The following is a 16,030-nucleotide window of genomic DNA, read 5'->3' as shown; positions in this document are numbered from 1 at the left end:
AGTGATACTCAATGCGATGAAGAAGGTTTTACGTGCGCCAGGAAGCGTTGTTCAGCTTTGCGGAACAAGCTAATCAGCCCGTAAGAGATAATCAGATACAGCACCGCAGCGATGCCAAACGCGGTAAACGGCTGATAGGTGGCCGAGTTGATATCGCGCGCGATTTTTAACAGATCCGGCACCGTCGCGGTAAACGCCAGCGCGGTGGAGTGCAGCATCAGGATCACTTCATTGCTGTACGCCGGCAGCGCGGTGCGCAGTGCCGAAGGCAGAATAATGCAGCGATACAATTTGAACGGCGAGAAGCCATAGGCGCGCGCCGCTTCGATTTCACCGTGCGGCACCGAACGAATCGCACCGGCAAAGATTTCGGTGGTATAGGCGCAGGTATTCAGCGTGAATGCCAGCAGCGTACAGTTCAGTCCACTGCGGAAGAAGGCGTTCAGCAGCTCGGTGCCCTTCACCACTTCCAGCGTGTACATGCCGGAGTAGAACACCAGCAGCTGCACATACAGCGGCGTGCCGCGAAACACATAGGTGAACAGCCAAACCGGCGTGGAGATAAAGCGGTTAGAGGAGACGCGCGCAATCGCCAGCAGCACCGCGAGCGAACCGCCGATCACCACCGAGATGATCAATAACCACAGCGTAATCGCGATGCCGGTAAAACGGTAACCATCGGTCCAGAGCAGCTGTTTCCAATACTCCTGAATAATCTCAATCATAGCTCTGCCCTTTTCACACCCACCGTGTAGCGACGTTCAAGCCACCACAGCACGCCATTCGACAGCGTGGTAAACACCAGATAAATCACACCCGCCACAATGGCGAAGTAGAACGGCTGCCAGGTACTTTTCCCTGCCAGCTGCGTGGCTTTCACCACATCTTCCAGCCCCAGCAGCGAAACCAGCGCCGTGGCTTTGAGAATAACCTGCCAGTTGTTGCCGATGCCCGGCAGCGCAAAGCGCATCATGGCCGGGAACAGAATGCGACGGAAGGTTTGCGAGCCGGTGAAACCGAAGGCAGTTGCGGCTTCGATCTGCCCTTTTGGCACCGCGAGGAACGCGCCACGGAAGGTTTCGGTGAAGTAAGCGCCGTAGATAAAGCCGAGCGTGATGATACCGGCGACCATCGGGTCGATATCAAACTGCGCCAGTCCCAGCGCATCGGTGAGCATATTCAAGGCGATCTGCAGACCGTAGAAGATCAGCAGCATCAACACCAAATCGGGCACACCGCGGATTAAGGTGGTGTAGCCTTCAAACAGCATCGCCAGCGGGCGACTGCGGGAAAGTTTGGCGCCAGCGCCAATTAAGCCGAGCACCACCGCCAGCAACACGGAACTGAGCGCCAGCTCCAGCGTCACAAGGGTGCCCTTGAGGATTACTTCGGAATAGCCATACAACATGGGTTCAATCCTGTCGTGAGGGTAAGTTACAAACGCTGCCCAACTGGCGGACAGTCCTAACCAGGAAATTTGAATCGCAGGATGGATGGCGGCAAGCGTATGAAGCCGGGCAGTTTACATATGTAAGCGCCCGGAGTGAATACTTATGTGCAACCTTCCTGCATTTCACAGACCAGGATTAGGAAACAGGATAATTAATCGCCGTACACGTTGAAATCAAAGTACTTCTTAGCAATCTTGTCGTAAGTGCCGTCTTTACGCATCTCAACAAAAGCTTTATCGATCGCGGCCTTCAGATCGGCATCATCTTTACGCAAGCCCATACCGGTACCGACGCCAAAGACTTTTTCATCTTTAACCGCTGGGCCGGCAAACGCATATTTAGCGCCAACAGGCTGTTTCAGGAAACCTTCGCTCGCCTGTACTTCGTCCTGGAACGCGGCATCAATACGACCGGCATTCAGATCCTGATACACCAGATCCTGGTTAGCGTAAGGCGTAACGGTGACACCTTTTGGCTGCCAGTACTCTTTTGCATAGGTTTCCTGGGTAGTGCCCTGCAGCAGACCGATGTTTTTGCCTTTCAGCGATTCAATGGTCGGTTGCAGCGTAGAACCTTTAGGTGCCACTAAGCGCGCGTTCGCCGCGTACAGTTTTTCAGAAAAGTTAATCTCTTCCTGACGCTTTTCGGTAATTGACAGAGAAGAGATGATGGCGTCGATCTTCTTCGCTTTCAGCGACGGGATCAGCGCATCGAAATCACTTTCCACATAAGTACATTTAGTCTTGATACGCTTACAAATTTCGTTCGCCAGATCGATATCAAAGCCAACCAGCTGACCTTGCGCGTTCTTGGATTCGAATGGCGGATAAGTCGGGTCAGTTCCGATGCGCAGCGACTGCGGCACAGCGGCGAAGACGCTCGCGCTACTTACCATTGTCAGCATCAGAGAAAGAGCCAGAACTCGCTTTTTCATAGGTAACCCTCAAGTGAAGTGCTTATTGTTATGTGGTGCGTGATGTGTTGGTTTGCGCTGTAAGATGTGCACGTTTCATGCCAGTTGTGCGAATTGGCTAAACGCTGCGCAAGCGCGCTAAATACTGCGCCCGTGAGCGGCGCAAGCACTTAGTTTGTGAGGGAAATATAACAGTGGTGTGAGGAAGAAAAAGCGACATTGTTAACTTTTGGTGCACAAGATGCACGAAGAGTGATCGCACACGCGAATTTGCACACGAGCAGTGCATTAATGCACCATTATGCGCCACTCCAGCGAGTGAAAAGATCTTCTGGCAGCTCAATATCAAACTGATCGAGCACGCGATTTACCGTTTGATCGACTAAATCGCCGATCGATTGCGGACGATGATAGAACGCCGGCACCGGCGGCATGATCAGCGCACCCAATTCCGCGGCGGTGGTCATCATGCGCAGATGTCCCAAATGCAGCGGCGTTTCGCGCACGCACAGCACCAGCTTGCGCTGCTCTTTCAGCACCACATCGGCGGCGCGGGTCAGCAGGCTATCGCTGTAGCTGTGCACGATCCCCGACAGCGTTTTCATTGAACACGGCGCGATCGCCATGCCGAGCGTTTTGTAGGATCCGGATGAGATGCTGGCGGCGATGTCGCGCACGTCATGCACCACATCGGCCATCGCTTGCACCTCGCGCAGGCTGAAATCGGTCTCCAGCGCCAGCGTTTGCCGCGCGGCGGGGCTGATCACCAAATGGGTTTCCACCTCCGCCAGCGGTTGCAGCACTTGCAACATGCGCACGCCGTAGATCGCGCCGCTGGCGCCGGAAATACCAATGATCAGTCGTTTCATAATTCAGCCTTGCAGGTTCAGATTGCGGCAATGATAGCGGCTCGCTGAACAAAAATACAAAAACAAACAGGGCGGGATTGCGCCCGCCCTGCTTTTAATCTGCCACAACCGCTGGCTTAGCCTTCGTTGTGCAGCTCCAGACCTTCCACTTCTGTCTGACGCGCGATGGCTTTGGAATCGTCATTACGCAGCGACTGCAGATACTCAAGATACTGTTGATCGACGTCTTTGGTGACGTAGATGCCGTTAAAAACCGAGCACTCAAAGTTGGCGATATCCGGGTTCTCTTCACGCACTGCTTCAATCAGGTCGTTGAGATCCTGGAAAATCAATGCATCCGCTTTAATCAGCTGGCAGATCTCGTTAACTTCACGGCCATGCGCAATCAGTTCGGTAGCGCTCGGCATATCAATGCCGTAGACGTTCGGGAAACGGATTTCCGGTGCTGCCGAGGCGAGATACACTTTTTTCGCGCCTGCTTCACGTGCCATCTCAATGATTTGCTCAGACGTGGTGCCGCGTACGATGGAGTCATCCACCAGCAACACATTCTTATCACGGAACTCAGCACGGTTGGCATTCAGCTTACGGCGAACGGCGCTGCGGCGCTGCTGCTGGCCCGGCATGATAAAGGTACGGCCAACGTAGCGGTTCTTCACGAAGCCTTGACGATATGGCTTGTCGAGGATGCGTGCGATCTCCAGCGCGATATCGGTTGAGGTTTCCGGAATCGGAATCACCACATCGATATCCAGATCTTCCCACTCGCGGGCAATTTTGTTACCCAACTTGGTGCCCATCCGCACGCGTGCGCTGTACACCGAGATTTTGTCGAGGAACGAGTCCGGACGCGCGAAGTAGACGTATTCGAACAGGCACGGATTGGTTTTCGGGTTCTCGGCGCATTGACGCGTAGAGAGCTGGCCTTGCTCGGTGATGTACACCGCTTCGCCAGGCGCTACGTCACGAATGAACTCGAAGCCCAGCGTATCCAGCGCGACGCTCTCTGACGCCACCATGTATTCGGTGCGGCCATCGGCGATCACGCGCTTGCCCAGCACCAGCGGACGAATACCGTTTGGATCGCGGAAGGCGACCATCCCGTGTCCGATAATCATTGAAACCACTGCGTAAGCGCCGCGCACCTGCTGATGCACAGCCGCCACCGCAGCAAAAATGTTGTCAGCTTCCAGCGGATAGTGCTGAAAACGGTCCAGCTCCTGCGCGAAGATATTCAGCAGGATTTCGGAATCTGAGGTGGTATTAACGTGACGGCGACCCGTTTCGAACAGCTGTTTACGCAGTTCGTGGGCGTTGGTCAGGTTGCCGTTATGCGCCAACGTGATGCCGTAAGGAGAGTTCACGTAGAAAGGCTGCGCTTCAGAGGCGCTGGAGCTGCCTGCCGTTGGGTAGCGCACATGACCAATCCCGATGTTGCCCTGCAGACGCTGCATATGGCGCGCTTCGAACACATCGCTGACCAGGCCGTTGGCTTTACGCAAACGGAAGCAGTTAATAGCATCGATGGTACAAATGCCGGCGGCATCCTGCCCGCGGTGCTGAAGCACCGTTAACGCGTCATAGATTGACTGGTTTACTGGCATGAAACCGGTGATACCAACAATACCGCACATATTGTCATTTCCTCATTAGCCGCACTCCCGATGGTGTCACCGGGGTAAAAAACTCGACGTGCTTTTCAGGTAATCGAAAAACCACCTGATGATGTAACTGAACTGGGGAATGAGTTGCGACTGTTGCCAGTCCGGGCTTTTGGAAAAGCCGGTGAATGTATCGAGAAAGAACAGCATAGCAGACACGATCAGCACGCCACGCAACGCCCCGAAACAGACCCCCAACACCCTGTCGGTTCCCGACAAGCCGGTTTTCTCAACCAGCGAGCCGATCACATAGTTCACGATGGCACCCACAATCAGGGTGGCAACGAACAACACCGCGATAGCGATGCCGTTGCGAACCAGTTCGTCGTCAAAACCTGTAAACCAGACTGCAAGGTAGGCGTAATAATGACTGGCGACAAAAAACGCGCATCCCCAGGTAACGAGAGATAAGGCTTCCCGGACAAACCCGCGAATCAGGCTGACCAGAGCCGAAAAACCAACTACCGCAATAATGACGTAATCAATCCAGATCATGAACTCTTCCAGCCCAGTGCTATCGCACCCCTGCATCCAGTTCGGGGCGCATTCTAACAGAAAAAGAAAACGTTTGCGTAGGGTTTTCCGGTTCTGTTTCCGCAAAAAAGGCGATGAAAAAAACTTTCCTCGCCCTGTGTGTTATCAATGATTTAATCCACTGATATTCAATGATTTTCTTGCCGCGCTTCGCTACAAAAATTTTGTAAAGCCGCGCCTTTTTCTGCTATCGGCGCGGCTTATCAGCGCTTTATCGCGCGCTATACGGTTTCACCACGCCACCGAGGCCGGAGATGCTTTGCAACTCACTTAGCGAGCCTTGCAGCTTCGCTTTATTGGCATCCGGACCGACATAAATGCGGGTGATTTGTCCCTGCACCGGCGTAGACGGCACGGTGAAGGCGCGATAACCCGAGAGACGCAATTGCGCCACAATCTCGCTCACTTTCGCCGCGTTCTTCAGCGCACCGAGCTGCACCACAAATGCCTGACCGGCTGGCGCTGCGGGTTCGCTCTGCTTCGGCGTTTCCACCGGTTTCGGCTGTTCTACCGGTTTCGGCTGCTCGACAGGCTTCGGCTTCGGTTGCTCCACCGGTTTTGGCTTCGGCTGTTCAACCGGCTTCGGTTTCGGCTGCTCGACCGGTTTTGGCTTCGGCTGTTCCACAGGTTTCGGCTGCACTTGCTGATGCACCGGCGGCGGCGTCACCACGCTTGGCTCGCTATTCTGCGTGGGCTGCGCGCTGCCGTTGGTGGCGGTTTTACCACCGTTCTGATTCTGTGCCGCGCCCGCACCTTCCGGCGGCTGCGCCGGTAAAGGTTGCGTCACCGGCGGCACCATTTCGCTATCCTGCTGATCGTCCGGTTTTGGCACCAGCGGAATGGCGGCGAACTCTTCTTTATAGTGCTTCTTCTTACCGTCCAGCAGGCCGGGCAATACGATGACACCAATCGCCACCAGAATGACCGTACCGACTAAGCGATTTTGGAACTTACTTGCCACTGCCGTTCTCCGCTGCCATCGATTCCATAACCTGCGCTACGGTGTGGAAAGAGCCACACACCAGAATCACATCTTCGGGACGCGCCTGCTGACGCGCCGCTTGCCAGGCTGCATCAACGTTGCTGTAAGCCACACCGCCATCCAGATGAGCCAGCAGCTCATCGGCGGAGGCACCGCGCGGACCGTCGAGCGGCGCGCAGTACCAACGATCAACCTGTGGTGCCAGCGCCGCCAGCGTGCCCGCGATATCTTTGTCGTGCAGCATGCCAACCACCGCATGCACTTCACCGCTGTGCGGCTCTTCTGCCAGACGCGAAGCCAGATAATAAGCGGCATGCGGATTGTGCGCCACATCGAGAATGACGCGCGGCGCTTCACTGACGGTCTGGAAACGCCCCGGCAGAATCGCCAGCGGCAGATGCTGACGAATAATCGCTTCGCTCACCGTTAAACCCGACGCACGCAGCGCGGTAAGCGCGGTTGCGGCATTGGGTAACGGCACCTGCGGCAGCGGTAAATCGCGCAGCTCGCCGTGCGCATCCTGCAACGTCCAGCTGGCACCGGTTTGCTGCCACTGCCAGTCACGATTGCGCTGCAGCAGCACGGCGCCCTTCTCCGCCGCGACGTCGGCGATGGTGCCCGGCATATCGGCTTCACCGACAATTGCTGGTTTACCTGCGCGGAACACGCCAGCTTTTTCCCGGCCGATACTTTCACGATCCGGACCCAGCCAATCGGTGTGATCGAGCGCGATGCTGGTGATCACCGCCACATCGGCGTCGACTATATTGGTGGCATCAAGACGTCCGCCCAGGCCGACTTCAAGGATCACCACGTCGAGATTCGCCGCGCGGAACAGATTGAAGGCCGACAAGGTGCCGAACTCAAAGTAGGTCAGTGAAATGTCACCGCGCCCGGCTTCAATCGCCGCAAAACTGGCGCTGTGCTGCGCTTCATCCAGTTCAGCGCCCTGCACACGCACACGTTCGGTGTAACGCACCAGATGTGGCGAGCTGTAAACGCCCACGCGATAGCCCGAGGCCATCAACAGCGTTTCCAGCGTGCGGCAGGTGGTGCCTTTGCCGTTGGTACCGGCGACGGTGAAGACAAAAGGAGCGGGTTTGAGCAGGTCGAGGCGTGCGGCGACGCGTTGAATACGATCCAGACCCAGTTCAATGGCCTGCGAGTGCAGATGCTCAAGATAATGAAGCCACGTGGCCAAAGGCGACGTGGCTTGAGGAAGAGATTTGTCCATGTGTCCCGTTCAAAATCAATACATCGAATAACTTAAGGTCGCGGACCACGTTGGATGCAACCTTAAGTATTCAATGTAGACGGTGCATTGGAGGAAAGGAACGTTATGCGCCTTTCCGTTGCCTGTCAGGCTTCGTTGCTCTCCGGCTCAGCCACATTTGGCTGATCACCATCCAGCTGCGGCGCTGGCAGGTTCATCATTTTCGCCAGCAGGCTCGCCAGCTTAAAGCGCATTTCCGGACGACGGATGATCATGTCGATCGCGCCTTTCTCGATCAGGAACTCACTGCGCTGGAAGCCCGGCGGCAGTTTTTCACGCACGGTCTGCTCGATAACGCGTGGACCGGCAAAGCCGATCAGCGCTTTCGGTTCCGCCACGTTGAGATCGCCCAACATCGCGAAGCTGGCTGATACGCCGCCCATGGTTGGGTCGGTCAGCACGGAGATGTACGGCAAGCCGCGCTCCTGCATTTTCGCCAGTGCCGCACTGGTTTTGGCCATCTGCATCAGCGACTGCAGCGCTTCCTGCATACGTGCACCGCCTGACGCGGAGAAGCAGATCAGTGGGCAGTTGTCTTCCAACGCCTGCTCAACGCCACGCACAAAGCGCGCGCCAACCACTGAACCCATTGAGCCGCCCATAAAGGAGAACTCAAAGGCCACAGCAACAATTGGCATGCCGTGCAGCGTGCCTTTCATCGCCACCAGCGCATCTTTCTCACCGGTGTCTTTCTGTGCGGCGACCAAACGGTCTTTATACTTCTTCGAGTCGCGGAACTTCAGCAAATCCTTCGGTTCCAGCTCGCTGCCCAGCTCAACCAGCGAACCTTCATCCAGCATGCTATGCAGACGCTCACGGGCGTGCATGCGCATGTGATGGTCGCACTTCGGGCAGACCTCGAGGTTACGCTCCAGCTCGGCGCGGTACAGCACCTGTCCACAGCTATCGCACTTGGTCCACACCCCTTCCGGGATGCTGGCTTTGCGCGTTGGCGTGGCAGTGCTTTTATTCAGTATGCGTTCAATCCAGCTCATTGATGACCTTTCTATTTAATGCTGACCTGGTCCAGTCTTCTCATTGCTGCTGAAATCACCTTCAGCAGGCCGTAAATGTCGCTCATTAAACCACAACCCGTTCACGCTGTGGATAAAAATCTGGTAACGAGCTTACTGTGACTTCTGCTGGCGGCGATGACGCCACACTTCAATTACGCCTGGCAGTATCGAAACCACGATGATGCCGACGATCAGCAGCTTCAGGTTCTCCTGCACAATCGGCAGGTCGCCAAACAGGTAACCGGCGTAAGAGAACAGCAGCACCCACAGCAGTGCGCCCGTCACATTGTAGAGCGCGAAGTGGCGATAAGACATGTGTCCCATCCCCGCCACAAAGGGGGCAAAGGTTCGCACGATTGGTACAAAGCGCGCAAGTATAATGGTTTTGCCGCCGTGGCGATCGTAGAACGCGTGGGTTTTATCCAGGTAACTGCGACGGAAAATTTTCGAGTTCGGGTTACTGAACAACTTCTCACCGAACAGACGCCCAATAGTGTAGTTCACCGCATCACCAAGGATGGCGGCGATCACCAACAGCGTTACCATCAGGTGCACGTTGAGATCGTTACCCGGCAACGCCGCCAGCGCACCGGCAACAAACAGCAGGGAATCGCCTGGCAGGAACGGCGTGACCACCAAACCCGTTTCACAGAACAGAATCAGGAACAGAATGGCGTAAATCCAGATGCCGTACTGCGCCACCAGCTCGGCCAAATGCACATCAATATGCAGAATAAAATCGACTAAAAAGTGGATGAAATCCATATAACCACAACTCCCCTAACACCCAACAATTAACGGTTAATCCGCGAGGAACAACGGTCCCAACGCAGGCTGAGGTAATGCAAAGTGGGATGGATAATCCACCGCCACCAGATAAAGCCCCTCGGCTTTGGCGGTCGCCGCCGCCAGCTTACGATCTTTGGCCGCGAGCAGCGTCGCCATCCACTCTTCCGGCTGATTGCCGGTGCCGATTTCCATCAGGCTGCCGACAATGTTACGCACCATGTGATGCACAAAAGCATTGGCTTTGATATCCACCACCACATACGGCCCATGACGCGTGACATTGAGGTGCATCACGTTGCGCCACGGCGTGCGTGACTGGCACTGCACCGCGCGGAACGAGGTGAAGTCATTCTCACCAATCAGCGCCTGACCGGCGCGCTGCATCTTCTCCGCATCCAGCGGATGGTAATAATGGGTGATGCCATTGCCCAGAATCGCCGGACGCAGCCGATGGTTGTAAATCACGTAGCGATAGCGGCGCGCCGTGGCGCTAAAACGCGCATGGAACTCGTCCGGCACCGCTTTCACCCAACGCACCGCGATGTCATCCGGCAGATTGGCGTTCACGCCTAACGTCCAGGCCGCGTCAGCACGCGGCGAGGTGGTTTCGAAATGCACCACTTGTCCGGTGCCGTGCACGCCAGCATCAGTGCGGCCCGCGCAGAACACCACCACCGGATGATCCGCCACCTTCGACAGCGCCTTTTCCAGCTTTTCCTGCACGCTGCGCACTTCATTTTGCCGCTGCCAGCCGTAATAACGGCTGCCATCGTATTCAATACCCAACGCCAGCTTAAGCGTCTTCCCTTCAGGCAACATTAATAGAAATACTCCTGCACCAGTTTCTCAGCAGTTTTTACCGCCATCAGTGCACCGCCGAAGCGGATGTTGTCTGCCACAGACCAGAACTGCAGCAGCTCTGGAATGCCGTAATCATTGCGCACGCAGCCAATGCTCAGCACGTCGCTGCCGGAAGCATCGCCCACCTGCGTGGGGTAATCGCTCTCTTCAGTCAGGTTGATATCACCGGAGCGGCCCAGTTCATCGCGCGCTTCTTCAGCGGAAAGCGGACGCAGATTCTCCACGTGCACGATCTGCGCATTGCCGTAGAACACCGGCGCCTGCACGCTGCTTACCGCGATCGGTAAACCTTCGTCCTGCAGCACTTTACGCACCTGCTCAACCACGCGACGTTCGCTCTCGACGCTGCCATTGCTGTCAGCCAGCAGCGGCAAAATGTTGAACGCCAACTGGCGGCCAAAATAGTGCGTTTCCGCCGGCACGCCGTTCAGCAAACGCGCACTTTCACCGGCCAAACCATCCACCGCCGCTTTACCATGGCTTGATGCCGCAATCAGGTTGGTGACCTGCAAACGGCTCAGACCGGCCAGATCCACCAGCGGTTTGATTGAGCACAGCAGCTGGCTCACCAGGCTGTCGGCAACGGTAATGATGTTGCGATTGCGGTAATCCGCCAGCACCTGTGGATTCACATCCGGCACCACCAGCGGCACGTCCGGTTCGAGCGCGAACAGATCGCTGCTATCGATCACCAGACAACCCTGGCTGGCGGCTTCTTCGGCATAGCGCGCCGAAGCTTCACGACCCGCAGTGAAGAACGCCAGCTGCACTTGCGTCCAGTCAAATTCGGCCACGTCCTGCACCAGCACGGTACGTCCCTCAAAACGTTTGTTCTCACCGGCACCGTTTTCACTCGCCAGCAAATACAACTCACCAACCGGGAACTGGCGTTCAGCCAGCAGTTCCAGTACAGCGTTCCCTACTGCGCCTGTTGCGCCCAAAAGCGCGATATTCCAGCCGTCAGACATGTTGGTTACTCCAGAGATTGACACAAAAACAGAAGGCGATGAAAACATCGCCCGAGATTTAGGAATTATCCCCCGCAATATTGCAGGTGATTGAAATTTCTTTACAAACTGGCGCGGAAGCCAAGTTGATTCAGCATCGCCGCCGTCTCCGCATCATCGCAATGCACCTGCAGCGATGACCATTCACGACGCTCTTCATATTGCTTGCGCAGGCGATCAAACTCGCCTGGCTTTGCCGCCACTTTACGCAGTGGCGCATCGTCGCGGCGCACATCATACACCAGATGCACTAAGCGTTTTAGCGTTGGCTGATCGAGCTTACCGCGCAGGGTGATAGAACCGAATTCAGGTGCCGGCAGCAGGCTTTCCAACGCCACCTGCTGCGGCTGGCCGATAAAGTCGCACCAGGCTTCAAACACTTGCGTGGTACCGCGCGCTTTACCTTCCAGCGTGTAGCCAGCGATATGCGCGGTGGCGATATCCACTTTATCCAGCAGATCGAGCGACAAATCCGGCTCCGGCTCCCACACATCCAATACCACGCTGAGATCGTGGCGCATCTTCAGCACTTCCAGCAGCGCCGCGTTATCCACCACCGCACCGCGGCAGGCGTTGATCAGAATGGTATTGGGTTTAAGCGCCATCAGCAGCGCCGCATCGGCCAGATGCCAGCTTTTATACGGGCCATCTTTAAACAGCGGCGTGTGGAAGGTCAGGATATCGGCCTGCGCCACCAGATCATCCAGCGAATGGAAGGTTTCCTGATCGCCACGATCGGCGCGCGGTGGATCGCACAGCAGCGTTTTCACGCCCCAGGCTTGCAGACGCTTCTGCAGGCGGCCGCCAACATTACCCACGCCAACAATGCCCACGGTGCGATCGCGCAATGCAAAACCATCGCGCTCCGCCAGCAGCAGCAGCGAGGAGAACACATACTCCACCACCGCAATGGCGTTACAGCCAGGCGCCGCAGAGAAGCTGATGCCCGCCGCCGCCAGCGATGCATCATCAATATGATCGGTGCCGGCGGTCGCGGTGCCGACAAACTTGACCGGCGTACCGGCCAGTAGCGCCGCATTCACTTTGGTGACGGAACGCACCATCAATCCGCTGGCGTCCTGCAGCTCAGCTTCCGGCAACGGACGGCCCGGCACCGCGAGCACATCGCCGGTGCGGCTGAACAGTTCACGGGCATAAGGCATATTTTCATCGACGAGAATTTTCACTGCGGCGGTCCTGTCTGCAAAAATTTAAGGCGCGTATTTTGCCATAAAGCCGGGGATTAACCTAACCGACTACGATAGCGATCGGGCGTGGTACCGGCCTGCTGCTGGAACATCACTATCAGCGCCGACGCCGAGCTGTAACCCAACTCGTGAGCGATGCCCTGCACGCTGTAGCCCTGCTCCAGCAGCGCGATGGCGCGCAGAAAGCGTAAACGCTGCCGCCATTCGCTGAATGACATATTCAACTGCTGCTGACAGCGTCGCGCTAGCGTACGCTCGGTGGTGAACACGCGCTTCGCCCATTGTGCCAGCGTGGTGTTATCGCCGGGATGCGCTTCGAGCGCGCGCAGAATCGGCGCGAGGAATTTGTCATCTGACATCGGCAAATAGCTGTTATGCACCGGCGCCAGACGCAGGCGATCGATCAATACTTCACACATGCGCCAGTCGGCTTGCGTCTGCGGCTGCTCCAGTTCACGGCGGGCAAAATCATTCATGATGGCGTGCCCGATGGCATCGACATGCAATAAACAGGCTTTATCCGGCAGGCCCGCGCAGAGATCGGCGGCGAGATTAAAGGTGCGAAAACGCGCTTCGTTATGGTTGTAGCTGCTGTGACGATGCCCGGCCGGGATCCAGATCGGAATATCGGCGGGCGTCAGCAGACGTTCGCCCTCCACTTCCATCTCCAGCACGTGGCGGGTGACGAAAATCACCTGACCCCAATCATGCGCATGGGTGAGGTATTCGGTTTTGGCGTTGACCTCGTCGTAACGCATGAAGAAGCGCAGCAAGGGCGCATCAATCGGCGGCTGGTATTCGACTTGTAGATTCATTCTGTCCGGTCACTAACGAATATTGTCCGATTTTAACTATCTGCTTTAAACCGGTCAAACGTAAACTATTCGCGATTATCTGAGGAGCTGTATCATGAATTTACTGTTTCCGCTGATCGCGGTGCTGATCTGGTCGATCAACACTATCGTCAGCAAACTCTCGGCGGGAAGTATCGATCCTGCGGCGATCTCCTTTTATCGCTGGCTGCTGGCGCTGGTGGTGCTGGCACCGTTTTGCCTGCCGGGTGTGTGGCGTCATCGTCACACCATTAAAGCCAACGGCTGGCGATTGCTGATCCTCGGCCTGCTCGGCATGGTGCTGTATCAAAGTCTCGCCTATTACGCGGCGCACAGCGTTTCTGCGGTGATGATGGGGATTCTCGGCGCGACCATTCCGCTGCTGACCATTCTGCTCAGCCTGTTTGTGCTGCGCCTCGCGCCGACACGCGGCATTCTGATCGGCGGCGTGCTGTCGTTCGCCGGTTTGGTATGGCTGGTGAGCGAAGGCAATCCGGCGCAGCTGCTGAATCAACGGCTCGGCAATGGCGAATTGATGATGCTGGCAGCATCGACTTCTTACGCCTTGTACGGCGTGCTGACCAAGCGGTGGGCGATTCCGCTGCCGACCTGGCAAAGCCTGTATGTGCAGATTTTCTTTGGCGTGCTGCTGTTGCTGCCTGGCTTCCTGCGCGCGCCGGATGTCACGCTCAACATGCACAATCTGCCGCTGGTGCTGTATGCCGGGCTGTTTGCATCGATCATCGCGCCGTTCCTGTGGATCCTTGGCGTGCAGCGTCTGGGCGCCAGCACCACCAGCATTTTTATGAATTTCGTACCGGCGTTTACTGCCATTATTGCCGTGATGTTCCTGCATGAGCAGCTGCATGGCTATCACTGGATTGGCGGTGGCATGACGTTAGTCGGCGTTATTCTGGCGCAACGTCTGAAAACCCCGCTGCGTAAGCCGCGCAGCGCGACCCTTCCCGATCCCGCCGCCTGATTTTATTATCCGGAAAGGCCGCAGCCCCCGTGGATTTCCTGGGGGCTTTTGCTATCATGTGGCCTCTTTTTTCCGGCGCACCCGGATCTGACCCGTTTTCAAGGATTCCGCCATGCAACCTCTCAGCGGTCCCGGTGTGCCCGCGGGCGATCGTTCCCCTTTATCTCAGGCCACTGGCCCAACGCGTCCTGGCGGTCCAGCCGGTGAGCAGCCGCTCTCTCCTGCGCAGCGCACTACGCTGGAACGTCTGATTGTTCGCATTATGTCTTTGAGTACGCTGAAAGCACCCGAACTCTGGGCTGGCGTGCGACATGAAGTCGGGGTGAAGAGTGAGGCGGAGCTGCAATCGCGCCACTTCCCGGCGGCGGAGCAGCATCTCAATGGTCGCTTAACCCAGGTGCAAAACAGCCTCGCTACGCGCCAGCTGCTGCAACAGCTGCTGGAAAAATTGCCGCAGGGCAATAATCGTCAGGCGGTGAGCGATTTTATTCGTCAGCAGTTTAACCAAACGGTGTTGAGCGCGTTGTCGCAGGATCAGCTGCGTCAGGTGCTGACCATGTTGCAAAACGGCCAGATGGCGATCCCGCAGCCGCAGCAAACGCGCGTCTCCGATCGCAGCTTGTTGCCAGCAGAACAGCAGTCGCTCAATCAGCAGGTTACGCGCCTTGCAGCGAAAACCGGTGAATCGCCGGTGAAACTGCTGGCCGATACGCTGAAGCTGGTGAATCTGAAAAGTGGCGATCCGATCCCATCGCGCCACTTCCCGCTGCTGACGCAATATTTGCAGGTGCGCCAGACGCTGGCTCAGCACAGTGCGCCAACCTTGCAGATGCTGGAAACCTCGCTGCGCCAGCCATTAACCCATGATGAGCAGCGACTGCTGGAAGATTACAGCCAGCAACGTTTCCAGGCGCTGCCGACCACCGTGCTGACGCCAGCGCAGACACAGGATCTGCTGAATCTGCTGTTTAGCCGCCGCGCCGAAAAACTGCACGAACAGCCACTGGCCGATAGCGAAATTAGGCCGCAGCCAATCTGGTCGCCGTTTATCCAGATGTTGCCGCAGCCGCTGGCCCAGCGCCCGGCGTTAACGCTGATTGTTGGCATCTTCCTGTTTATCTTCCTGCTGTGGCTGTTTATCTAGCAGCCGCAGTGTGCAGCGGGCGTGGCGAGTGGCCACTCACCCGCTGCCGCGCCCCACGCCATCGGATGGCCATCGCGTTTCCAAAAATCCAGCCCGCCAATTAACTCCTTGACCTGAAAACCCAGCGACGCCAGCTCGAGCGCGGCTTTGGTTGAGCCGTTACAGCCGATGCCGTCGCAATAGGTGATGTAAACCTTGCTGCGATCGAGATGCGCCGTGGATTCCGCATTCATGGTGCGATGCGGAAACGAAAGTGCACCGCAAATGTGTCCAGCCTGATAAACCTCGTCAGAGCGCGCATCAATCACCACGATTGCCGTGATGCCCTGCGCCAAATCCTCCGCTAAATCCCACGCATCGGTGTAGTACGCCAGTTTATGTTGCAGATACGCCACGCTTGCGCTGGCGCTGGCTGGGACAATTTTTAAGACCGCTGACATCGCATTCTCCTGTTGTGATTTCCCCTGAGTTTACGGCAAAGTGGTCTGCATATTGATACCACTTCTG

The 16,030-nt window shown here is 56.6% G+C and carries 17 protein-coding genes; 2 read left to right on the top strand and 15 right to left on the bottom strand.

Annotated features, from left to right (window positions below; genetic code table 11):
• Positions 1-8: 8 nt before the first annotated feature.
• The 14 genes from HX773_RS08440 to HX773_RS08375 all read right to left on the bottom strand — a co-directional run bounded on the left by HX773_RS08440 (position 9) and on the right by HX773_RS08375 (position 13,379).
• Entirely contained in the window at positions 9-725 is a 717-nt protein-coding gene (locus HX773_RS08440) for an ABC transporter permease (RefSeq protein WP_008105190.1), read from the bottom strand.
• Positions 722-1,408 carry a histidine ABC transporter permease HisQ gene (locus HX773_RS08435; RefSeq protein WP_176971175.1) on the bottom strand — a complete coding sequence of 229 codons (687 nt, stop codon included), beginning with the start codon at positions 1,406-1,408 and terminating at the stop codon, positions 722-724. The genes HX773_RS08440 and HX773_RS08435 overlap by 4 nt, the downstream gene beginning before the upstream one ends.
• Before the next feature lie 194 nt (positions 1,409-1,602).
• Entirely contained in the window at positions 1,603-2,385 is a 783-nt protein-coding gene (gene argT, locus HX773_RS08430) for a lysine/arginine/ornithine ABC transporter substrate-binding protein ArgT (RefSeq protein ID WP_176971174.1), read from the bottom strand.
• 278 nt (positions 2,386-2,663) lie between these two features.
• Positions 2,664-3,233 carry a UbiX family flavin prenyltransferase gene (locus HX773_RS08425; protein WP_061717852.1) on the bottom strand — a complete coding sequence of 190 codons (570 nt, stop codon included), beginning with the start codon at positions 3,231-3,233 and terminating at the stop codon, positions 2,664-2,666.
• A gap of 116 nt (positions 3,234-3,349) precedes the next feature.
• Positions 3,350-4,867 carry an amidophosphoribosyltransferase gene (purF, locus tag HX773_RS08420; protein ID WP_101763639.1) on the bottom strand — a complete coding sequence of 506 codons (1,518 nt, stop codon included), beginning with the start codon at positions 4,865-4,867 and terminating at the stop codon, positions 3,350-3,352.
• A 36-nt stretch (positions 4,868-4,903) separates the two neighbouring features.
• The gene (cvpA, locus tag HX773_RS08415) at positions 4,904-5,389 is read right to left on the bottom strand and encodes a colicin V production protein (RefSeq protein WP_064739347.1); all 486 of its coding nucleotides are present in this window, start codon (positions 5,387-5,389) and stop codon (positions 4,904-4,906) included.
• 250 nt (positions 5,390-5,639) lie between these two features.
• Complete coding sequence (gene dedD / locus HX773_RS08410) at positions 5,640-6,389, bottom strand: cell division protein DedD (protein ID WP_176971173.1); 750 nt, start codon at positions 6,387-6,389, stop codon at positions 5,640-5,642.
• Positions 6,379-7,644, bottom strand: a complete 1,266-nt coding sequence (folC, locus tag HX773_RS08405; protein ID WP_176971172.1) for a bifunctional tetrahydrofolate synthase/dihydrofolate synthase — start codon at positions 7,642-7,644, stop codon at positions 6,379-6,381. Before folC ends, dedD begins: the two co-directional genes overlap by 11 nt.
• A 125-nt stretch (positions 7,645-7,769) precedes the next feature.
• On the bottom strand, positions 7,770-8,678 hold the full coding sequence (gene accD, locus HX773_RS08400) for an acetyl-CoA carboxylase, carboxyltransferase subunit beta (protein ID WP_008105205.1): 909 nt from the start codon (positions 8,676-8,678) through the stop codon (positions 7,770-7,772).
• A gap of 132 nt (positions 8,679-8,810) precedes the next feature.
• Positions 8,811-9,464: a DedA family protein gene (locus HX773_RS08395; RefSeq protein WP_061717855.1), complete on the bottom strand. Its 654-nt coding sequence runs from the start codon at positions 9,462-9,464 to the stop codon at positions 8,811-8,813.
• Between the two features lie 36 nt (positions 9,465-9,500).
• The gene (gene truA / locus HX773_RS08390; protein ID WP_101763635.1) at positions 9,501-10,307 is read right to left on the bottom strand and encodes a tRNA pseudouridine(38-40) synthase TruA; all 807 of its coding nucleotides are present in this window, start codon (positions 10,305-10,307) and stop codon (positions 9,501-9,503) included.
• Positions 10,307-11,317, bottom strand: a complete 1,011-nt coding sequence (locus tag HX773_RS08385) for an aspartate-semialdehyde dehydrogenase (RefSeq protein ID WP_101763634.1) — start codon at positions 11,315-11,317, stop codon at positions 10,307-10,309. Before HX773_RS08385 ends, truA begins: the two co-directional genes overlap by 1 nt.
• Before the next feature lie 101 nt (positions 11,318-11,418).
• Entirely contained in the window at positions 11,419-12,543 is a 1,125-nt protein-coding gene (gene pdxB, locus HX773_RS08380) for a 4-phosphoerythronate dehydrogenase PdxB (protein WP_176971171.1), read from the bottom strand.
• A gap of 56 nt (positions 12,544-12,599) precedes the next feature.
• A complete protein-coding gene (locus HX773_RS08375; protein ID WP_176971170.1) occupies positions 12,600-13,379 on the bottom strand; it encodes a helix-turn-helix domain-containing protein in 780 nt (259 codons plus the stop codon).
• 94 nt (positions 13,380-13,473) lie between these two features.
• Here HX773_RS08375 and HX773_RS08370 point away from each other — a divergent pair, with 94 nt between their 5' ends.
• Positions 13,474-14,379, top strand: a complete 906-nt coding sequence (locus tag HX773_RS08370; RefSeq protein WP_176971169.1) for a DMT family transporter — start codon at positions 13,474-13,476, stop codon at positions 14,377-14,379.
• 112 nt (positions 14,380-14,491) lie between these two features.
• Positions 14,492-15,523: a flagella biosynthesis regulator Flk gene (gene flk / locus HX773_RS08365; protein WP_101763630.1), complete on the top strand. Its 1,032-nt coding sequence runs from the start codon at positions 14,492-14,494 to the stop codon at positions 15,521-15,523.
• Here the strand turns inward: flk and HX773_RS08360 are convergent.
• A complete protein-coding gene (locus HX773_RS08360) occupies positions 15,520-15,963 on the bottom strand; it encodes a rhodanese-like domain-containing protein (RefSeq protein ID WP_176971168.1) in 444 nt (147 codons plus the stop codon). The two genes, flk and HX773_RS08360, sit on opposite strands and share 4 nt — an antisense overlap.
• Positions 15,964-16,030 lie beyond the last annotated feature (67 nt).

Source organism: Pantoea sp. B9002 (assembly GCF_013385945.1).
Taxonomy (GTDB): Bacteria; Pseudomonadota; Gammaproteobacteria; order Enterobacterales; family Enterobacteriaceae; genus Pantoea.
This window is presented reverse-complemented; position numbering and strand designations above follow the sequence as displayed.

Bases quoted from the DNA above. Each gene is read 5' to 3' on its own strand.
- HX773_RS08440 (WP_008105190.1), bottom strand. From the start codon at position 725: ATGATTGAGATTATTCAGGAGTATTGGAAACAGCTGCTCTGGACCGAT.
- HX773_RS08435 (WP_176971175.1), bottom strand. From the start codon at position 1,408: ATGTTGTATGGCTATTCCGAAGTAATCCTCAAGGGCACCCTTGTGACG.
- argT (WP_176971174.1), bottom strand. From the start codon at position 2,385: ATGAAAAAGCGAGTTCTGGCTCTTTCTCTGATGCTGACAATGGTAAGT.
- HX773_RS08425 (WP_061717852.1), bottom strand. From the start codon at position 3,233: ATGAAACGACTGATCATTGGTATTTCCGGCGCCAGCGGCGCGATCTAC.
- purF (WP_101763639.1), bottom strand. From the start codon at position 4,867: ATGTGCGGTATTGTTGGTATCACCGGTTTCATGCCAGTAAACCAGTCA.
- cvpA (WP_064739347.1), bottom strand. From the start codon at position 5,389: ATGATCTGGATTGATTACGTCATTATTGCGGTAGTTGGTTTTTCGGCT.
- folC (WP_176971172.1), bottom strand. From the start codon at position 7,644: ATGGACAAATCTCTTCCTCAAGCCACGTCGCCTTTGGCCACGTGGCTT.
- accD (WP_008105205.1), bottom strand. From the start codon at position 8,678: ATGAGCTGGATTGAACGCATACTGAATAAAAGCACTGCCACGCCAACG.
- HX773_RS08395 (WP_061717855.1), bottom strand. From the start codon at position 9,464: ATGGATTTCATCCACTTTTTAGTCGATTTTATTCTGCATATTGATGTG.
- truA (WP_101763635.1), bottom strand. From the start codon at position 10,307: ATGTTGCCTGAAGGGAAGACGCTTAAGCTGGCGTTGGGTATTGAATAC.
- HX773_RS08385 (WP_101763634.1), bottom strand. From the start codon at position 11,317: ATGTCTGACGGCTGGAATATCGCGCTTTTGGGCGCAACAGGCGCAGTA.
- HX773_RS08375 (WP_176971170.1), bottom strand. From the start codon at position 13,379: ATGAATCTACAAGTCGAATACCAGCCGCCGATTGATGCGCCCTTGCTG.
- HX773_RS08370 (WP_176971169.1), top strand. From the start codon at position 13,474: ATGAATTTACTGTTTCCGCTGATCGCGGTGCTGATCTGGTCGATCAAC.
- flk (WP_101763630.1), top strand. From the start codon at position 14,492: ATGCAACCTCTCAGCGGTCCCGGTGTGCCCGCGGGCGATCGTTCCCCT.
- HX773_RS08360 (WP_176971168.1), bottom strand. From the start codon at position 15,963: ATGTCAGCGGTCTTAAAAATTGTCCCAGCCAGCGCCAGCGCAAGCGTG.